The organism is Vibrio gigantis, assembly GCF_024347515.1.
Classification (GTDB): Bacteria; Pseudomonadota; Gammaproteobacteria; order Enterobacterales; family Vibrionaceae; genus Vibrio; species Vibrio gigantis.
This window is the reverse complement of sequence record NZ_AP025492.1, coordinates 902,812-921,583: the sequence shown is the minus strand read 5'-3', so window position 1 is coordinate 921,583 and position 18,772 is coordinate 902,812. Positions and strand designations below refer to the sequence as shown.

18 protein-coding genes are annotated in these 18,772 nt (G+C 46.7%); all 18 read right to left on the bottom strand.

Annotated elements, in window-relative coordinates; genetic code table 11:
• Position 1: 1 nt before the first annotated feature.
• The 18 genes from flhA to OCV56_RS04130 all read right to left on the bottom strand — a co-directional run bounded on the left by flhA (position 2) and on the right by OCV56_RS04130 (position 18,705).
• Positions 2–2,101, bottom strand: a complete 2,100-nt coding sequence (flhA, locus tag OCV56_RS04215) for a flagellar biosynthesis protein FlhA (RefSeq protein WP_086715930.1) — start codon at positions 2,099–2,101, stop codon at positions 2–4.
• Positions 2,102–2,313: 212 nt separating this feature from the next.
• Positions 2,314–3,444: a flagellar biosynthesis protein FlhB gene (flhB, locus tag OCV56_RS04210; RefSeq protein WP_086715929.1), complete on the bottom strand. Its 1,131-nt coding sequence runs from the start codon at positions 3,442–3,444 to the stop codon at positions 2,314–2,316.
• Between the two features lie 9 nt (positions 3,445–3,453).
• Positions 3,454–4,236 carry a flagellar biosynthetic protein FliR gene (fliR, locus tag OCV56_RS04205; protein WP_086715927.1) on the bottom strand — a complete coding sequence of 261 codons (783 nt, stop codon included), beginning with the start codon at positions 4,234–4,236 and terminating at the stop codon, positions 3,454–3,456.
• Between the two features lie 6 nt (positions 4,237–4,242).
• The gene (gene fliQ, locus OCV56_RS04200; protein ID WP_029235191.1) at positions 4,243–4,512 is read right to left on the bottom strand and encodes a flagellar biosynthesis protein FliQ; all 270 of its coding nucleotides are present in this window, start codon (positions 4,510–4,512) and stop codon (positions 4,243–4,245) included.
• Positions 4,513–4,523: 11 nt separating this feature from the next.
• On the bottom strand, positions 4,524–5,453 hold the full coding sequence (gene fliP / locus OCV56_RS04195) for a flagellar type III secretion system pore protein FliP (protein WP_086715925.1): 930 nt from the start codon (positions 5,451–5,453) through the stop codon (positions 4,524–4,526).
• Positions 5,440–5,859: a flagellar biosynthetic protein FliO gene (gene fliO / locus OCV56_RS04190; RefSeq protein WP_086715923.1), complete on the bottom strand. Its 420-nt coding sequence runs from the start codon at positions 5,857–5,859 to the stop codon at positions 5,440–5,442. Before fliO ends, fliP begins: the two co-directional genes overlap by 14 nt.
• Positions 5,859–6,269, bottom strand: coding sequence for a flagellar motor switch protein FliN (fliN, locus tag OCV56_RS04185; protein ID WP_004739851.1), 411 nt, complete (start codon positions 6,267–6,269; stop codon positions 5,859–5,861). The genes fliO and fliN overlap by 1 nt, the downstream gene beginning before the upstream one ends.
• 29 nt (positions 6,270–6,298) lie before the next feature.
• The gene (fliM, locus tag OCV56_RS04180) at positions 6,299–7,342 is read right to left on the bottom strand and encodes a flagellar motor switch protein FliM (protein WP_086715921.1); all 1,044 of its coding nucleotides are present in this window, start codon (positions 7,340–7,342) and stop codon (positions 6,299–6,301) included.
• A 7-nt stretch (positions 7,343–7,349) separates the two neighbouring features.
• Positions 7,350–7,838 (bottom strand): flagellar basal body-associated protein FliL, encoded by a 489-nt coding sequence (fliL, locus tag OCV56_RS04175; RefSeq protein WP_086715919.1) that lies wholly within the window; start codon positions 7,836–7,838, stop codon positions 7,350–7,352.
• Positions 7,839–7,931: 93 nt separating this feature from the next.
• Positions 7,932–10,082 (bottom strand): flagellar hook-length control protein FliK, encoded by a 2,151-nt coding sequence (locus tag OCV56_RS04170; RefSeq protein ID WP_086715917.1) that lies wholly within the window; start codon positions 10,080–10,082, stop codon positions 7,932–7,934.
• Positions 10,083–10,262: 180 nt separating this feature from the next.
• Complete coding sequence (gene fliJ, locus OCV56_RS04165) at positions 10,263–10,700, bottom strand: flagellar export protein FliJ (RefSeq protein WP_008218280.1); 438 nt, start codon at positions 10,698–10,700, stop codon at positions 10,263–10,265.
• A 19-nt stretch (positions 10,701–10,719) separates the two neighbouring features.
• The gene (gene fliI / locus OCV56_RS04160) at positions 10,720–12,039 is read right to left on the bottom strand and encodes a flagellar protein export ATPase FliI (protein ID WP_017060680.1); all 1,320 of its coding nucleotides are present in this window, start codon (positions 12,037–12,039) and stop codon (positions 10,720–10,722) included.
• Positions 12,039–12,839 (bottom strand): flagellar assembly protein FliH, encoded by an 801-nt coding sequence (gene fliH / locus OCV56_RS04155; protein ID WP_086715915.1) that lies wholly within the window; start codon positions 12,837–12,839, stop codon positions 12,039–12,041. Before fliH ends, fliI begins: the two co-directional genes overlap by 1 nt.
• Positions 12,840–12,964: 125 nt before the next feature.
• Positions 12,965–14,026: a flagellar motor switch protein FliG gene (gene fliG / locus OCV56_RS04150; protein ID WP_048661520.1), complete on the bottom strand. Its 1,062-nt coding sequence runs from the start codon at positions 14,024–14,026 to the stop codon at positions 12,965–12,967.
• Positions 14,019–15,761 (bottom strand): flagellar basal-body MS-ring/collar protein FliF, encoded by a 1,743-nt coding sequence (gene fliF / locus OCV56_RS04145; RefSeq protein WP_086715913.1) that lies wholly within the window; start codon positions 15,759–15,761, stop codon positions 14,019–14,021. The genes fliG and fliF overlap by 8 nt, the downstream gene beginning before the upstream one ends.
• Before the next feature lie 16 nt (positions 15,762–15,777).
• Positions 15,778–16,089 (bottom strand): flagellar hook-basal body complex protein FliE, encoded by a 312-nt coding sequence (fliE, locus tag OCV56_RS04140; RefSeq protein ID WP_017060684.1) that lies wholly within the window; start codon positions 16,087–16,089, stop codon positions 15,778–15,780.
• 132 nt (positions 16,090–16,221) lie between these two features.
• Positions 16,222–17,631: a sigma-54-dependent transcriptional regulator gene (locus tag OCV56_RS04135; protein WP_086715911.1), complete on the bottom strand. Its 1,410-nt coding sequence runs from the start codon at positions 17,629–17,631 to the stop codon at positions 16,222–16,224.
• A gap of 33 nt (positions 17,632–17,664) precedes the next feature.
• On the bottom strand, positions 17,665–18,705 hold the full coding sequence (locus OCV56_RS04130) for a sensor histidine kinase (protein WP_086715909.1): 1,041 nt from the start codon (positions 18,703–18,705) through the stop codon (positions 17,665–17,667).
• Positions 18,706–18,772 lie beyond the last annotated feature (67 nt).

Here is an 18,772-nt window from a genome sequence, read left to right as displayed (position 1 = left end):
CTTAATTACCAACAGCTTGTACTATACGTATCTGCTTTTCGTCCGGTATTTCTTGGTAAGATAATACTCTTAAGCTTGGGATCGTGTTCTTCACGAACTTAGCCAGAGTCGAACGCAACACGCCAGAGGTCAGCAACACCGCGGGCTCACCCTTCAGCTCTTGCTCTTGTGTAGCGTGGCTGAGGGAGGTCTGTAAACGTTCGGCTAAACCAGGTTCAATACCAGCAGATTCTCCGCCGGATGCCTGCATGGTTTGATGCAAGATTTGTTCCAGCTCAGGAATCAAGGTTATCACCGGCAACTCCGGCTCTATGCCATTGATTTCTTGAACAATTAATCGTTTCAATGAGATACGAACCGCCGCTGTAAGTATGTCAGGTTCTTGACTCTTACCTGAATACTCCGACAAAGTTTGGACAATGGTCCGAATATCACGAATTGGGATCGCTTCATTCAATAGGTTCTGGAGTACTTTTACGACAACCCCCAACTGTAATTGATCCGGTACAAAGCCTTCCACCAACTTAGGTGTTGATCGACTGAGCATCTCAAGCAAGTTCTGAACCTCTTCGTGACCAATAAGCTGCGATGCGTTGTTCGTTAATAACTGGCTAAGATGTGTAGCAAGTACTGTTGAAGAATCGACAACGGTATAGCCTAGAGCTTGTGCGTGTTCACGCTGTTCTTCGCGAATCCATACCGCTTCAAGGCCAAAAGCAGGATCAATTGTCGGCTCGCCATCAATCATCCCGTAGACTTGACCCGGGTTAATCGCGAGCTCCATGTCAGGCTTTATCTCAGCCTCACCCACCGCAACACCCATCAAGGTAATTCGGTAGCTGTTTGGTGTCAGTTCGAGGTTATCGCGAATGTGTACGGCTGGGATCAAGAAACCAAAGTCTTGAGATAGCTTCTTACGCACCCCTTTCACGCGTTCAAGCAGTTCTCCCCCTTGGTCTCTATCCACCAAAGGAATCAAACGGTAACCCACTTCTAAGCCAATAATATCAACCGGCTGAACATCATCCCAAGAAAGCTCTTTCTGAGAGCCTACTTCTCCATTCGCTTCAACCGTCGCGGGAAGGTTAGGTTCTTCCGCCTTCTTCTTGTTCTTTTTATCGATGTAATACGCGCCCGCGCCCGCAACGATTGCAAGGCTCAAGAACGAGAAGTGTGGCATACCTGGAACAATACCCATGATGCCAAGAATAGCGGCAGTGATCATCAAGGCTTTTGGATTGTCGAACATCTGGAAGACGAGCTGTTGCCCCATGTCTTCATCAGTATTTTGACGCGTTACCATCATCGCAGCCGCAATAGACAGTAATAATGATGGGATTTGTGCAACCAGACCATCACCGATAGTCAATAATGTGTAGATTTCGATTGCTTCACCAAAACCAAGGTCGAACTGAGCCATACCAATGCTCAAGCCACCAATGATGTTGATGAATAAGATTAAGATACCAGCGATCGCATCGCCTTTAACAAATTTAGATGCACCGTCCATCGAACCGTAGAAATCGGCTTCTTTGGTGACTTCAAAACGTCGCAGACGCGCCTGATCTTGGTCGATCAAACCTGCGTTCAAGTCGGCATCAATTGCCATCTGTTTACCCGGTAAGGCGTCCAAGGTGAAACGTGCGCTTACTTCAGAGATACGACCCGCACCTTTGGTTACAACCATAAAGTTGATGATCATCAGAATCAAAAACACCACCAAACCAACCGCGTAGTTACCACCGATAACCACGTTACCAAAGGCTTCAATTACGTTACCGGCCGCGTCACCACCTTCATGACCATGCAGCAGAACCACACGAGTAGAAGCTACGTTCAAGGCCAATCGAAGCAAAGTCGCAATCAACAGGACGGTTGGGAATGCAGCGAAGTCTAAAGGCCTACGGGTATAAACCGATACCAATAGCACAACCATAGACAGTGCAATGTTGAAGGTGAAGAACATATCCAGCAAGAAAGCTGGAATGGGCAACACCACCATAGCAAGCGTTGCAAGTACCATAACAGGTGCACCAATCGCAGGCATGGCACGGTTTGGGATTTTAGGCAGCTTGTCCGCAAAAGGCAGGGAGAATTTCATAAATCTAGACAGTTTCGCTATGTTGTAGCTCTCTGAAGAAGTGGATTAGATCTTAGTCAGGGCTGTTTTGCTATGGGCTTATAATGTTCAGGCTTACTACAGCAAACACTGTACCAACATCTCACGTCAAATTATTGCCATCACCTCAATAAAAGGAAGATTAGCTAGCTTGCTATTATCAGGGTTCATCACGCAGAGCTCAAGCAATTGATCTAATGACGCAAATCAGGTGGGATCGGCATATTAGAATCTTGCAGTTTTGGTCTCTCACCACCTCGTTTTCGGTACTGCTTAAGCTGGAAAACATATGCAAGTACTTGTGCGACTGCCGTAAACAGACCGTCAGGAATTTGTTGTTCTAGTTCAGTGGTGTGGTAAAGCGCCCTCGCCAATGGCGGCGCAGGAACGATATAGATGTCATTTTCACGCGCGATCTCTCGAATCTTCATCGCCATGTGATCGACACCTTTAGCGACCACAATTGGTGCTTTGTCTTGATTCTGTTTATAGCGCAGCGCCACTGAAAAGTGCTCTGGGTTGGTCACAATCACGTCCGCTTGAGGTACATCAGCCATCATGCGACGCTGAGCCGCCTCCCTTTGAAGCATACGAATTCGACCTTTCACTTCCGGTTTACCTTCAGTATCTTTGAATTCGTCTTTCACTTCTTGTTTGGTCATCTTTAGCTGATCGGCGTGCTGCCAAATCTGGAATGGGATATCAATGGCGACCACGATCAGCAAAGAACAGCTGATCAACAGGATAAAGTTAAGCAAGATATCCAAAGCATGAAAGATATTCTGCGGATACACATCCATGCTCAGCTGCATTAAATCGTGCTGAGAGGCTTGAATCAGATAAATCGCCATCCCTGATACAAGCGCTACTTTCAGGATTGATTTGAGCAGCTCAACCCAACTTTGCAGGCCAAACATACGCTTAATACCACTGAGTGGATTCAGCTTAGATGCCTTGGGCATCGCGGCTTGCATCGAAAAGTTAATCCCACCGACACCTGCCGCACCAATGACCGCAGCAACAAATAAGGTTATTAGAATCAAAAACAGCGGAAACAGTAAATTCACCAGTGCACCACCGGCAATTTCGAGGAGCTTATTGGTATCGAAGATCTCATCGCGGCTCAGAGAAAACAGGCGTTGCATAGCCTCGAATAGACCTTTCGCCATCGATTCGCCAAACCACATTAAAGAAATCGCACCGACTATCAATACCGATGCTGACGCTAGCTCTTTTGACCTTGCAACCTGCCCTTTCTCTTTGGCCTGTTGCAAGCGTTTGGGCGTGGCGTCTTCTGTGCGTTCTTGACCGTCTGACTCTGCCATTTCAGCCTCCTAGCAATCTAACCGGATTAGACGACATATCTGTTGCTCACCTTGCATCCAAAATAGCTCATAGTGACTATACAAGCCGCCAAGGATGTACCAACAAAGTAACAGACCCACGAGTAGCGCAAATGCAAAACCCAAAGAAAAGATGTTTAACTGAGGTGCCGCACGCGTCATTACGCCAAAAGAAAGGTTAATCGTTAGCAGCGCGATAATCCCCGACAAGGACATCGCCAATGCCGTTTTGAACATGATGCCGAGCCACAATGCGAGCTCTCGAAAATCCACTGAGGTCAACGCTCCACTACCAATCGGCAATGTCTTAAAGCTAAACACCACCAGCTGCAACATTTTCAAGTGACCATCGGTCGCCAAAAAGAACATAGTCGCAAGCAACATGAACAGTTGACCAAGTACAGGCGTGTTTTGCCCGTTAGCCGGGTCAACCATTGAGGCGAAGCCCAAGCTTGATTGCATACCCAAGATCTGGCCGAGCATGACGAAGGTCTGAATCATGAACTGAGTAACAAAACCCATGGCAACACCAATCACGACTTGTTCGAAGACAGTTAGGAAGCCTTGGAAGGACAGAAGTTCAATCTCTTTGGGCACGGCAGGAATCGCGGGCATTACTGCAAAAGTGATCGCCAAACCTAGATACAGACGAATGCGCGGAGACACAAAGCGTGCCCCTGTTACCGTCATCACCATCAGCATTGCTGAGATGCGAGTGTATGGCCAAAAATAATTGGCTAACCACTCTAGTACAAGGCTCGTTGGGTATTCCATCTCGGTTTAATACAGAACTTGCGGCAAGCGTTCGATGAGCTCGAAAAAGAACTCCATCATCATCTGGGTCATCCAGTGTGCGAATAGCATCAACGCCAACAAAGTTACGATCAAACGTGGCAGGAAACTCAGTGTTTGTTCGTTGATAGAAGTCGCGGCTTGGAAAACAGCGACAACCAAACCGATCAGCAGGCTAGGAATAATGATGGCGCAAACCATGATTAATACCATCCAAAGGGCATCTCGGAACAACTCTACGAATATTTCAGGATTCATTATTCCCCCAGCTACAAGGCAAAACTGCCGGCGAGTGTGGAGAGTATCAAGTTCCAACCATCAACAAGGACAAACAGCATTAGCTTGAACGGCAAAGATACAATCATTGGTGACAACATCATCATACCCATCGCCATCAATACCGACGCCACCACCAAATCGATGATCAGAAACGGTAAGAACAACATAAAGCCAATCTGGAAGGCCGTTTTGAGTTCAGAAGTGATAAACGCAGGAATTAGCACTGCCATAGAAACATCTTCAGGGTTGGTCACTTCCGCACCTGAGATCTCAACAAAAGTCTCCAGATCTTTAATTCGAGTCTGCTTGAGCATAAATGATTTGATCGGCCCTTGGGCAACATCAAATGCCTGTCGTGCCGATATCTGTTCATTAAGATAAGGCTGAACTGCTTGTTCGTTAACTTGGTTAATGACTGGCGACATAATGAAGAAGGTCAAAAATATCGCGATACCAATAATAACTTGGTTAGACGGAGTTTGTTGTAGACCCATCGCCTGACGCAAGATAGACATCACTACCACAATACGGGTAAACGACGTCATCAAAATCACCATCGCCGGCAAGAAGCCAAGCATGGTCATTAGGGCCAAGATCTGTAGATTTATCGAGTAGTCTTCACCACCATTGGCATTGGTTGTCATGGTAAAGGCAGGTATGCCTCCACCATTGCCGGTTAAACTGCCAGTTGTCATGGTTGTCGATTTAGCTTGGTCTTGTTCCATCGTGCTGATGGTCACCGATTCCGATCCAGCGGTACTCGCTGGAATGACGGTTCCATCTTCAGCTTGTGCAAATACCGACACACTGAATACGATTGAGCATAGGAGAGTGAGATGAACCAACAGCACTTTCACCGCACGGAAAGCTCCGGCCTGGTGAAAGTAAGATGAGTTCAAAAGTCCGTTACTTGTTTGCATCTTTTTTTATTAGCTGGGAAAGCTGACTTGAAAATGTACTTTTTTCCAGCATCTCCTGAGTAAGAGGTTTATCGAGCTTAGAGATCAGCTGAATCGATTGTGTGGTAATCCCTACCAAGAATTGTTCGTCACCCGCTTGCACAATAGCGATACGCTCTTTGGTACCTACGGGGATTTGCCTAACAATCGCCAAACCTTGTTGATTCGACATCGCAGGCACTTGCATGCGCTTGAGTAACCAAGCTATGAATAAAATAAAGGCTATAACGAAAATTAGCGACCCAAAGGTGGTCGCTAAATCGAGAGAAGGCGGCGTTGCAGCAAAGGCAATCGAAGGAGTAAATATTAGCCCTACTCCCAAGCACCCTCTTAACAGGCCCGACAGTCTTTGAGACAAAAAGCTCATTAACGCAGCTTCTTAATTCGTTCTGTTTGGCTAATAACGTCAGTCAAACGAATACCAAATTTGTCGTTTACTACAACCACTTCACCGTGAGCAATCAGAGTACCGTTAACCATTACATCTAGTGATTCACCTGCAATTCGATCAAGCTCAACAACCGAGCCTTGGTTCAATTGAAGTAAGTTACGGATACTGATCTGAGAGCGGCCAACTTCCATCGAAATAGTCACTGGAATATCCATAATGGTATCCAGCTTACGACGCTCATCCTCAGAGATCGGAGATGATGAATCGGTTAGCTCATCAAGTGGCGCCGCAAGCACATCATCAACATCAATTGACGGTGCTGAAGGGTCTTCACCAAGTGCTGCAGCCCATTCGTCTGCTAGCTTTTGATCTTCACTAGGTTCCATTACCAATTCCTATACTTTTGTCTATTTTGCTATTCGTCATCATCGCTGTTTTCGAGCTCCGACATTAAGTCTTTGCCTAGAAAAGCGAGATCAGTTTTGACCACACTCGGTCTTCGAATTTTTTCCGAAATCTGTACCGCAAGTTTTTCACCCGAACGCCCCATTTTCACACGATACGTTGGCAGTTCTTCGACAAACATCGTCGCGTGCTCAGGCATGTTCATAGGGATAACGTCACCAGGGCGCAGCTCCATCAGATCTCGCAGGGAGATATCTTGTTCTAATAAGTTCACGCGGAAATTGACTGGCACATCCATGATCTCATCACGCAGTGCGGTACTCCAACGAACATCGGTTTCCATTTTGTCTGATTGAACACCCGCATCAAGCAGTTCGCGAATAGGCTCTACCATGGAGTAAGGCATAACCACATGGAAGTCACCGCCACCACCATCCACTTCAATATGGAAGGAACTCACTACGATCACTTCTGTTGGGCTCACAATATTCGCCATACTCGGGTTCACTTCAGAATCCAAATATTCAAACTCAACCCCCATTACTGGTGACCAAGCTTCTTTGTAATCTTCAAATACAATCTTCAGCAGCAGCTGGATAATACGTCTTTCGGTTGGTGTGAATTCACGACCTTCAATCTTGGCATGGAAACGACCATCGCCGCCAAAAAAGTTCTCTACGAGAATGAAAACCAATCGAGCTTCCATAGTGATAAGCGCTGTGCCTTTTAACGGACGGAACCGAACCATGTTTAAACTGGTGGGTACATACAGTGTGTTTTGATACTCACCAAATTTCATCATCTGTACGCCGTTTATCGACACTTCAGCCGTTTTACGCAACATATTAAACAAGCTGATACGCAAATGACGAGCGAATCGCTCGTTAATAAGTTCAAGGGTCGGCATTCGACCACGAACAATTCGGTCTTGTGAGGAGAAGTCGAAATTGACAGCACTATCGTTATCAGCTTCTACAATATCTTCAACTTCTTCAACATCATCAACGCCATGTAACAGCGCATCAATTTCGTCTTGGCTTAATAAATCGGTCACAAATTACCTACTGAATCACAAAATCAGTGAATAGCACTTTTTCAATCACAGGCTGGCCAACAGCTTGAGTCAGACTTGCTTTGATATCTTCCGTTGCCTTATTACGCAGTTCAACTCGCCCAGTTGGAGAACGTAATTGATCGACCGTTGCCGAGGCGAACGTGGCCAATAACGTACTTTCCACGAGTGGAGAGTGGTAACGAGCCAAGTCTTCATTCTTGCTGCCACGTACCATCAGCTGTGCTTTTATCTGAACTAGGCGATTTTTTTTGTCACCTGTCACATTGAACAAAAAGGGCTGAGGAATATTAACATACATAACGGGTTCTGCCGCGACCACAGCAGTTGCTGGCTGAGACGGAGATTCAGAAGCATCATCATCGGAACCCAAGAAAAAGAGCAGCGCACCACCTACACCAAGCAGTAATACAACTACGGCAATAATGATTATAAGGAGTTTGCTCTTCCCTTTAGGTGCATCTTGTTCTTCGGCCATATCTTACTCTAACTTCCTGTTCTTTCGATTAACTAACGGTACTGTCTATTAATTAAGTGTACTTTCTCTTAACTAAGTGTACTTAGCCTGATATTAGGCATAATAACTAATTCCATCACGCTTTGATGCGACATTCAATTCAAGATTGCTGCCGCTATCAAGGTTTTCATCACCTTGGCCATCATTTGTGCGGCTAGCGCCGGATTGTTGCTCACCATTGTTGTATCTATCTTGCCCCTGACCGGAGTTCTGTTGTTGTACGGACGAATCGGCAAGCTGCAGACCTTGCTGAGCAAGCATCTCTCTCAATCGAGGTAAGGTTTGTTCAATCACATCCCTCGCCTGTTGGCTGTTCACCGTAAAATGCACGTTCGCCACGTCATTATTCATGGTCATGCGGATCTTCATCTGACCCAGCTCTGGTGGATCGAGTCGAATGTCTAAGTTCTTAAGGTTTTTAGACATCATCATTTGTACTTTTTCAGCGACCTGTTCATTTGCTAGCTCTTTAGTCAGCTGCAACGGTGCCTGTTGAGCAGCTTGAATCTCGGCTCGTGTTGGTGCCGAACCGGTGGTCGCTGCACCTTGTACGCCAGCCGCAGAAGCGATCTGCTGAGCAAATGTGGTGTCTTTCAAATCTTCCTTAGCACCGGCTTTGCCTAAGCCAGAAAGAGCAGCCGCACCAGCACCGGCCTTAAGTAACATGTCTGTTGAACCCGCTTTGGTCGCGGCAGGTGCTGCATTCAGCGCCACACCTTGCGCGGTTAACGCAGGATCCAACGCAGCTTGTGGCTGTTGTGCTGCGACATTAGCTTGTTGAGCAGCGGCCTGTTGGGCTACATGCGTATTATTAGCGTGCAGCATTGCTGCTTTATCCGTCGCTGCATGAGTGGTAGCCGCATTACTTACCGATTGCGCTGCAGCTTGTGCCGTAGTTTGCTGCGCAGCCGTCGCAACCGCTACTGTCGATGCTGCCGCTAAGGCTTTGGCTTCATTTGAATCTGTATTATCCCAATCAATCGCAACAGGCTCAGCAGAGGCATTGTTTGCGCCCGGAGCTTGGCTCAATAAAGCCGTTGCTTGTTGCTGAACGTTTGCGAGTTGTTTATCCAAAACGTCTAACTCAGCGGTCGTTTTAGCAAGCATCGCTTGCTCATCAGTTGTCAACTTTGTGCCACTTTGCTGCTTCTGCAGTAGGCCATCAACAACGGACTGTTTTGAATCAATCTGAGCATTCAGTTGATTGAGCGCTTTGGTGTGTGCATCTACCTGTTTTGCCAACTCAATATCCGCTGGAGACAGTGCTTGGCTTTGCTCAGCAGCTTCTGCTTGTGCCACATTTTTCTGGTTGAGCTCTCGGCTCATGCTTGCTTCAATCTGCTCTGGAGTAACGCCTTTATCCATCAACTGACGAATTTCATCATCTGTCAGTTGCGAAACGCCTTTCCCGCCAGTAAGCACAGCAATTTTAGAATCAACTTCTAGTGCGCTACCTTGATCCGCTTCGTTGGCTTGCTGTAGCTGCTTACCCACTTCACCTGCAGCTGATAAGCCTGCAACAGAAGCTCCTGGAATATTACCTTGAGCTTGGTCGACCTGAGCCTGTTCTAACTGAGACTGTTGTGGCAAGGCTTTGCCGTTCGGCGTCTGATTCAGCGTTTTATTTGCCTCATCCAACTGACCTAATAACTTGTTTCCTTCATTCATCGCTGCCGCTGCTTGCGATGCTTGGGTAGGTTCGTCTACCTCTAACGAAGCCTGAACTTGGGGGGGAGCTGTCTGCTCCTTAGAGTCATTGCTCTTAGCCAACTCATCTTTCCCATCCGCCTTGTTAGCGATAGCTGCATCATCGGTTGAATTGGCTTTGAGCTGTGCCTCTGAGCTAGACAAAGCCTCTACAGGAGCTTTGTCTGTGGTTTTCTCACCCTCAACTTCTGAAACCGCTTGCTTGCTTTGTGCTTCGCTTGACTCATCCGTAGTCTTAGCGTCTGCTGATTCCGTTTTCATTGCATCACCAGAAACTTCACTTTCCGTAGAGGCTTGTTTAACATCAGATTTTGCAGTGCTGTCTGCTTCTTTTTCCGCTGCTTTGCCACCACTTTCTTCAAAGCCGAGCGCTTCTTTTAAAGACTCAAAGAAACCTTTTGAGTCGCCGGTTTCCTCTACCTTTGAAGCGGCAGAACCTGTGTCCAACAACGATGACGTTGTGTTGGTCGCTGAATTTGAAGAAGGACTAACGTTCATATATACAAGCTCTATCTACTAGCTTTGCCACCCTAAACAGGCAACAAAAAGAAAGTCGGATGCTTTTCATACCTTTGGTAGGCACGAGGCGCAATTTTATATAAAACAGAGCAAGAAACATGCCTAGAAATCTCGGCTAATCACAATGAGAACAGCGTCAGTAGGATTCGTGGCTCAGGATCACATCTTCTTTCGGCTATAAAGCAAAGTTGAAAACTCATCCATCTGCTTTTGTTCTCTTTGATCCTGCAGTTTGGCTTTCTCTTTCTGCTTCTTCTCCATCAACCACTCGTAGGATTTACGCTTCTTACGCAGCTCCATCCAGTAGTTCTGACAATTATCGACCTGATTTTTAAAGTGATGCTCCGCTTCTCGCTGTTTAGAAAGCGTTTCATCCAATTGAGTTAAGAAGCGATTCAAATGCCCATATTGACTGGCAGTCAGCCCCGCCTTGCCTCTATCGACAAGTTGCTGGCAATAATCCAGTCGGTACTTTTCAATCTGCGCGACCTGTTCGTAGTACCCTTGCAGCTCCGCATTCGCTTTGTTGAGCGCCAATACCGCTTGGTTTTCTTGGTCTTTTGCTTGGTCGAGAAGAAACTCTAATGCGTTATCCATGACTAACCTTAATCACCTGCTAGCCACCCAGCACATGTTTCAACATATTGACGCACATGTCGTATGGCACCGTTTCTTTCATCTTCTGCTGTAAGTACTCATCCAATTTTGGCTTCAAGGTGAAGGCGCTATCAATCGCAGGATCGGTACCCGGCTTGTAAGCACCAATCGACACCAAGTCTTGGTTCTTGCGACAGATAGAGAGTACTTGTCTTACGGCTTTCGACATCAGCACATGTTCTTCGGTGGTGATTTGAGGCATCACACGGCTAACGGATTTCTCAACGTCAATCGCAGGGTAATGACCCGCATCTGCCATTTCACGTGACAACACAACGTGACCATCGAGAATCGCTCGCGATGCATCAGCAATGGGATCTTGTAGGTCATCGCCTTCGGTTAACACGGTAAAGAAGGCCGTGATTGAACCTTGCTCATCATTACCATTACCCGCTCGTTCCACTAGCGCAGGGAGCTTGGCGAAAACTGATGGCGGATAACCTTTGGTTGCTGGCGGCTCGCCAACAGACAGAGCAATTTCACGCTGAGCCTGAGCAAAACGGGTCAATGAATCCATCAGAAGCAGAACGTCTAAGCCTTGGTCACGGAAATACTCGGCGACAGCCAGTGCAGTTTGACAACCTTTTAAGCGCATCAGTGGCGATGAATCGGCAGGCGCAGCAACCACGACCGATCGTTTGCGGCCGTCTTCACCAAGAATCTCTTCGATAAATTCTTTTACTTCGCGTCCACGCTCACCGATTAAACCTACTACAACCACTTGTGCAGTTGTACCTCGAGTCATCATCCCAAGCGTTACCGACTTACCAACACCAGAACCAGCAAACAGGCCGATACGTTGCCCTTTACCCACCGTTAGCAAACCATTAATGGCTTTTAGGCCTACATCAAGTGGTTCAGAGATCGGTTTACGTGCTAACGGGTTGATTGGTTCAGCATTAAATGAAGCGCGTTGCTCTGTATAGATTGGACCTAAACCGTCCAGTGGATTACCTACGCCATCGATCACTCGACCAAGGAGTTCCATTCCTACTGGGATACCACTTTCGGTTGTCATTGGCGTGACGCGAGCACCAGGTAAAATCCCGGTAATTTGCTCACTCGGCATCAAAAACAGATTATCGCCAGAAAAACCAACGACTTCGGCTTCCATCTGACCAGACATGGTTTCAACTAAGCACAAGCTGCCAATCGGCGCTTTACAGCCGGTCGCTTCAAGCGTTAAGCCAACAACTCGCACCAACTTGCCAGATGCAATAGGTCGTGATTTTAGCCCTTCGACTTTGTATTGACTAAGACGGTTCGCTAACTCAAGCATTACTCGTGACCCTGGTGGCGGTTCGTGCCGCAGAAGTTCTGAATTACACTTTTCACGCGATCTTCCATACGGTAGTTAACACTCGACTCACCCGCCTCGATTTGTACATCACCACGGTTAAGTGCAGGCTCAGCTACTAGCGTCCAATTGCGACAATCCAATTCAGTTTCGCCATACGCAGAGCGAATGATCGTGACGTCTTCCGGGTTAAGCTTCAATGTGATCGCATGACCAGAGATCGGCAGCGATTCTACTGACTCTTTCACGGTATCTAGGATGATTTGTGGATTGGTTTGAACTTCAACGTGAACCACTTCTTTAACCATAGTAAGAACCATGTCCACCAACTGCTTTTCAACCTGAGCATTCATCAGCTCCAAAGGTTGAGCAAACTGGTTAGCAAGCCCCATAAAGATAGCCACTTGTTGTTGAATGTACTCTTGACCAGCGGTTACGCCTTCGAGCTTACCGGCTTCATTACCTTCGGCATGACCAGCAGCAAAGCCTTCTTCTTTGCCTTTTTCGTAACCTTGTTTGAAGCCAGCTTCTTGTCCTTGATGCAAACCTTCTTGATAAGCGCCTTGCTTGATCAGTTCGATTTGCTCTTCGGTCAAAACAAGCTCTTCATCTTCAATGGCCTCTTCTACTGTTGGCATCCAACCTGGATCGTAGTTAAAAGCCGTTTCTTTGGCTTGTTTACTCACGTCAGAGGTGTAGTCAGGTAGCCCCCATTTCTGAGGTTGGGCAACCGTATTATCTTCTTCAGGGCGAAGGAAGCCGCGTTTTCTATCACCTGACATATCAGTACCTATCTATGAGTGAGCCCAACTGTTTTTAAATTCAAACAGTTAAACTGGAATTGATCATTGGTTCGAAGTTGGATAAAGAAAAGCCCCAACAGTGTGGGGCTTTTGAGGTTTCTGTATTAAAGGAACTCGTCGGCGCCACCAGACAGCATAATCTCGCCGCTGTCTGCCATCTTCCTCGCAATACCCAAGATCTCTTTCTGAGCCGCTTCAACGTCAGAGACTTTCACAGGCGGCATCGCCTCAATATCGTCTCTCATCATATCGGCAGCACGTTTAGACATGTTCTTGAAGATCTTCTCGCGTAGACCGTCATCAGCACCTTTAAGCGCTTTCTGTAGAATGTCTTGTGGGACATCACGCAGTAGTCGTTGAACACCTTGGTCATCAACTTCAATAAGGTTTTCAAAGACAAACATAAGATCTTGGATCTGAGTTGCCATGTCTTCGTCTTGGTCACGGATTTGATCCATCAAGACGCCTTCCACGTTGTTGTCCATGTAATTCATGATTTCAGCTGCGGCTTTCAGGCCACCAATTTTGGCAGCTTGAGCACCCGCTTGACCCGCGAACTGTTTCTCCATGATTTCGTTCAGTTCAGCAAGAGCTGAAGGTTGAACTTCTTCAAGGTTGGCAATACGCATCATCAGATCCAAGCGAACGCGCTCTGGGAACTGAGACAGGATCTCAGCCGATTGATCGGCATCGAGGTACGACAACACAATAGTTTGAATCTGAGGGTGTTCGTTGATGATAATGCTCGCCACCTGACGAGGATCCATCCACTTAAGTGAATCCAAACCTTTCGAACCCGTGCCGAGAAGGATTTGATCGACAAGGTTATTCGCCTTGTCTTCACCCAAAGCAGCAACTAAAGCGTTACGCATGAAGTCTTCGCTGCCCATACCAATGTTGGTGTACTTCTGAATATCATCCAAGAAAGCACGGTGCACTGCGCCTACTTTCTCCTGAGATAGATCCGTAGCTCGCGCCATCGCACTACCCACACGCTGAACCTGCTTTGGCTCTAGGTGACGAATAATACCAGCAGCATCTTCTTCATTTAAACTTAACAACAAGATCGCAGCGCGCTCATCGCCAGAGATAGAACCGATATCCACGCTAGAGACATCAAGCACTTCACCGCCTTCAGTTTGTTGTGGAACTATTTCGTTAGCCATCTACCATCCAATTCTTAACTACTTGAGCTGCTAGCTCAGGTTCATTCGCTACAAGTGCACGTACTGCTTTCAGCACGTCCTCGTCTTTATGAAGGTTTGGTAAGTCGATGCTGGAACCAAATTCAAACAACTCACCACCTTCAATATCACCACCAATTAAGCTGGTTTCGCCATCGGCACCAATTGGCATACCATCAGGGCCGTACATCTGTTCATCATTGTCAGCTGCTGGGTTAAGCAGTTTCTTCATTGCAGGGCGGACAAGTACCAGTACCACCACAATAATAACCAGCGCACTCGCAAACCAACGAACCCAATCATTGAAGTTTGGATGTTCCCAGATTGGCACATCAGCAACAACATCTGTTACTTGAGGTGCAAACTGCATGCTTAATACATTTAGTAAATCACCACGAGATTCGTCAAAGCCCACCGTACCAATCAGCACTTGGCGAATTGCATTGATTTCGCTCGCTGGAATTGGCGTGTGAACCACTTCACCTGTATCTGGGTTCAATGATTGACGGTCTTTAATCGCAACAGAAACTGTCTGACGGTTCACCGTACCAGTCTGTTTACGCTCGTGACTGATAGTTGTGTCTAGCTCGAAGTTTCGGGTCGCTTCTTTATGAACCGAGCCTTGACCTGTCAAAGTGCCATCTTTCATCTGAGCAACGTCTTGTGGGATTGAAGCATCAGCAGGAGGCTGATTACTCAACGCACCCGGAATGCCTGCCACAGTATTGCCGTTGTTATAATCTTCTAAAGTGTATTCGCTTCGTGTTGCTGGCGTGTTCGGATCAAAACGCTTTCTCGTTTGCTCCACAGCACTAAAATCAAGCTGAATATCAACCTGAGCGGTATAGTTACCAAATCCAAGAATAGGAATCAGGATAGAGTCAATTTTCTCACGCAGCGCTTGCTCTTGATTACGCTCTAACTCATGTTCTTTACGACGCGCTGCTGACATCGGGTCCTGAGAACCTGAACTCAGAAGTCGACCGTGTTGATCGGTTACGGTAATGCGTGAAGTTTTCATCCCCGGAACGGCACTCGCGACCATATCCACAACAGAATCCACTTCTTGCTGCTTGAGGTTAGTACCTGTTTTTAAAGTTAGGAATACTGAAGCAGAGGCTTCTTGGTTATGACGCACAAACACACTTTGCTTCGGCAAGGCTAATAAAACCTGCGCTTTACGCACTTGTTTCATCTGCTCAATGGCTTTGGCAAGCTGTCTTTCTCGGCTTAACTTCAAGCGCTCTTGCTCTAGACGCTGTGATACACCGAAGCCCATGTCTTGCATGAGGATGTCATCGCCCGCGTTTCGCTCTTGGTTCAAACCAGCTCGAACCATATTCAGCTTCAACGAGTTGTACTCGCTAGCAGGAACAGAGATGGTATTACCTTCAAGTGAGTACTCGATCTTTTGGAGATCTAAATAATCAAGAACGGGGATTAATTCTTCTGTTTCGTAAGCCCCTAATGGACGCATTTCTGGCTCTTTAACCCAGAAAAACAGCATCACAATCAGCGCTACACAAATAGAAATAGAAAGGACTAAAACGACCTGACGAAGTAAATCGAGGTCACCTACGGCCATATCGAACTTAGATGAACTGCGTTCACCTAAATCGGGATTCTGCCCTTCACCGTCTAGCTCAGAGCCTGCAATAAGTGCGTGGTCGTTGCTATCGCTCACGGTTAAATCTGTTGTTTGACTATTATCTGCCACTATTTAACTACCTAACTTATACCGGCATGTTCATCAGCTCTTTGTACGATTCGACCAATTTATTTCTAATTTGGATCGTCGCCTCAAAAGCCACACTAGATTTATTACGAGCAATCATCACGTCTGATAGAGACACGCTCTGGTCACCACTATCAAAACGAGCTTGAAGATCACCTGAGGTCTTCTGTAATGAGTTCACATTATTGATGGCATTAGTCAGCATATTGCCAAAATCTGCACCGACCGCTTGCCCCGTTGCTGCGGGACGCGCGCTGGCAGCTTCGACCATCATTGCCTGCATTTCGCCTTGTAAACCATCTATTCTCATCTACTACCTCAGGAGTCAAAATTATGACTATCTATTTAGCTGTATTATTGACAGAGCAATTAGCGTGCCACACATTAAATTGACTAGATATCGTATTACACTAGTCAGAAAGCTGACACTACTAATCTACCCTCAGTTTGGGATATCTATTCCAGCATCGCGCATTTTCGCCAACTTATAACGTAATGTACGAGGGCTAATACCCAGCTTTTCCGCCATATCTTTGCGTCGGCCATTGCACGCGATCAAGGTTTCAAGAATAATCGCATACTCTTGATCTCTAAGCTCATTACCGAGCCCTTCACTGCTAGCCGCCACTTTACTGATTGGATTTGCTTCAGCAATCGGTTTAATGTCTGGCGCCGCAACGTCATTACCTTCAACGATTTGTTGTAGGCTGCTTGCATCTTGCCAATCGACACCTTCAAGCAGAATATGCTCACCAGAGATATTTTCTTTCTCACTTAAGATTAACGCACGCTGTACCACGTTGTCTAATTCACGAACATTGCCCGGCCACGGATAATTGACGAGTTTGCTGATCGCTTGAGCTGACATAACCGGTACTGGCATACCCAGTTTGGTACAGTGGCGCTCAACCAAATGCTTCGCCAAAGGCTCAATATCACCTTTACGTTCACACAGTGGAGGCCAAGAAATTGGGAAAACATTCAAACGATAGTACAAATCTTCACGGAAATTACCTTCAGACACATACTGCTTGAGATCTCGGTTACTGGTCGCAAGTACACGAACATCTAACTTGATGCTCTTACGACTGCCTAAACGCTCAACCTCGCGCTCTTGCAGTACACGCAGTAATTTCGCTTGAAGGCTAAGATCCATTTCACTGATCTCATCCAACAAAATCGTGCCGCCTTGCGCTTGTTCGAATTTACCTGGGCAAGCTTGAATAGCGCCAGTAAATGCGCCTTTTTCGTAACCAAATAGGGTTGCTTCCAGCATGTTGTCTGGGATCGCTGCACAGTTAATCGCGACAAACGGACCATCTTTGCGACTAGAAGCATTATGAATATAACGAGACATCACTTCTTTACCAGAACCACTTGGGCCCAACACCATAACGTTAGCATCGGTTTTTGCGACCTTATCAGCCAGCATCATTAGCTTGATACTTTTCTCATCAGCAACAATAGCGTCGCCATTGTCATCCGATTTTACAGGTGCATAGCGGCTGACCATGTTGAGCAGTACTTCTGGCGCAAATGGCTTTGCCATGTAATCAATCGCACCCTCTTTCATTGCGGCAACGGCATCTTCGATGTTGGCATACGCGGTCATTAGCAATACAGGTAGGTTTGGCCAATGCTGCTTGATGTTTCTCAATAGCGCCAAACCTCCCATGCCTGCCATCTGAACGTCAGATACGACAATATCAACGGAGTTGGATTTTAATTTGACCAGAGCATCTTCCGCACTATCCGCTTCTAGCCATTCATAGCCAGCAAGCGCGAGAGTATCGACAAGGGCTTCGCGTAGACCTTCATCATCTTCGACGATTAACACTTTGCTTTGAGCCATAGGATTCTCCAGTGTAAATTCAGTTAAAACTTATTAGTCTTCAGAAGAAGCTCTTCTTTCCAACGGTAGGCACATGGTAAAGCATGCGCCGTCCCCTTCTTCTGATATCAATTCCAGTCGGCCTTCGTGTGCTCGACATACCATTTGTACAACCGCTAAGCCTAGACCTGTGCCTTGCGAACGAGTGGTAAAGAACGGCTCCATAATTTTACCTTGAAGCTCTTTCGGTACGCCGGGGCCACTGTCTTGTACTGATATCTTAAGCTCGCCGTTTACGGGCCTAAAAAAAACATCGATCTGCGATTCTTTACCCGCAATTTGAACCGCGTTCAAAACGAGATTACTTAATGCGGAAGCAATCGCGTTGGCATTACCGAACATTTGAGTCTGTTCGCCTTCCACTTCTTGGCAATAGTCAATCTGGTTCGATTTCAACGCCGCTTCTACCATCGGGTGAAATTCCGTGATCAGTTCGGCTACGGTAAAAGGTTTCACCACCTTATTGTCGCCACCCTTGGCAAACAACAGCATGTCGTTCACTTGCTTCTCTAAATCATGCAATCTATCCATAAGCTTAGATTGAAAACGCGTTTTTGTTGCCGGCGGCAGGTTTGGGGCGGCAAGGTTTGATGCATACAGCATCGCACTTGAAAGCGGTGTACGAACCTGATGGGCAAGCGAGGCCACCATTCTGCCTAATGAAGACAAACGCTGAAGATCACTCACGCGAGACTGCAGTAGTCGAGTTTCGGTCAGATCGGTAATTAAAATCAGCTGACCAGTGGTAGAGGCTGAGATCGCCAAACGTACTTTTCGCCCATTCTTCAACGAGATCTCGTGGCCGTCATCGTCTTTTGGATCGAAGGCACTTTGAATCACTGAAAACCACTTCTCACCAACCAACTCGACGCCAAGAATACGGTGCGCTTCAGGGTTCGCTTCTCTCACTTCGCCATGGGTATCTAACAAGATGACACCTGCTGGCATCACGTCGAGTACTTGCTTATAGCGTTCAACCTGCTGTTCAACAGAATCTAGGTGCGATTGATTTTCTGGTTCGTTAGATACGTGCATGTCAAAAATTTGCCTCAAATACTAAAACAGCCTGAGACGTACAACACGAGTCAGGCTATTTGCTATA

Coding starts and splice junctions, on each gene's coding strand:
- OCV56_RS04170 (WP_086715917.1), bottom strand. CDS start 10,082: ATGAACGTTAGTCCTTCTTCAAATTCAGCGACCAACACAACGTCATCG.
- fliL (WP_086715919.1), bottom strand. CDS start 7,838: ATGGCCGAAGAACAAGATGCACCTAAAGGGAAGAGCAAACTCCTTATA.
- fliI (WP_017060680.1), bottom strand. CDS start 12,039: ATGCTTGAGTTAGCGAACCGTCTTAGTCAATACAAAGTCGAAGGGCTA.
- fliN (WP_004739851.1), bottom strand. CDS start 6,269: ATGGAACCTAGTGAAGATCAAAAGCTAGCAGACGAATGGGCTGCAGCA.
- fliP (WP_086715925.1), bottom strand. CDS start 5,453: ATGCAAACAAGTAACGGACTTTTGAACTCATCTTACTTTCACCAGGCC.
- fliQ (WP_029235191.1), bottom strand. CDS start 4,512: ATGAATCCTGAAATATTCGTAGAGTTGTTCCGAGATGCCCTTTGGATG.
- fliG (WP_048661520.1), bottom strand. CDS start 14,026: ATGGCTAACGAAATAGTTCCACAACAAACTGAAGGCGGTGAAGTGCTT.
- fliO (WP_086715923.1), bottom strand. CDS start 5,859: ATGAGCTTTTTGTCTCAAAGACTGTCGGGCCTGTTAAGAGGGTGCTTG.
- fliE (WP_017060684.1), bottom strand. CDS start 16,089: ATGAGAATAGATGGTTTACAAGGCGAAATGCAGGCAATGATGGTCGAA.
- fliR (WP_086715927.1), bottom strand. CDS start 4,236: ATGGAATACCCAACGAGCCTTGTACTAGAGTGGTTAGCCAATTATTTT.
- fliH (WP_086715915.1), bottom strand. CDS start 12,839: ATGTCAGGTGATAGAAAACGCGGCTTCCTTCGCCCTGAAGAAGATAAT.
- flhB (WP_086715929.1), bottom strand. CDS start 3,444: ATGGCAGAGTCAGACGGTCAAGAACGCACAGAAGACGCCACGCCCAAA.
- OCV56_RS04130 (WP_086715909.1), bottom strand. CDS start 18,705: ATGCACGTATCTAACGAACCAGAAAATCAATCGCACCTAGATTCTGTT.
- flhA (WP_086715930.1), bottom strand. CDS start 2,101: ATGAAATTCTCCCTGCCTTTTGCGGACAAGCTGCCTAAAATCCCAAAC.
- fliJ (WP_008218280.1), bottom strand. CDS start 10,700: ATGGATAACGCATTAGAGTTTCTTCTCGACCAAGCAAAAGACCAAGAA.
- OCV56_RS04135 (WP_086715911.1), bottom strand. CDS start 17,631: ATGGCTCAAAGCAAAGTGTTAATCGTCGAAGATGATGAAGGTCTACGC.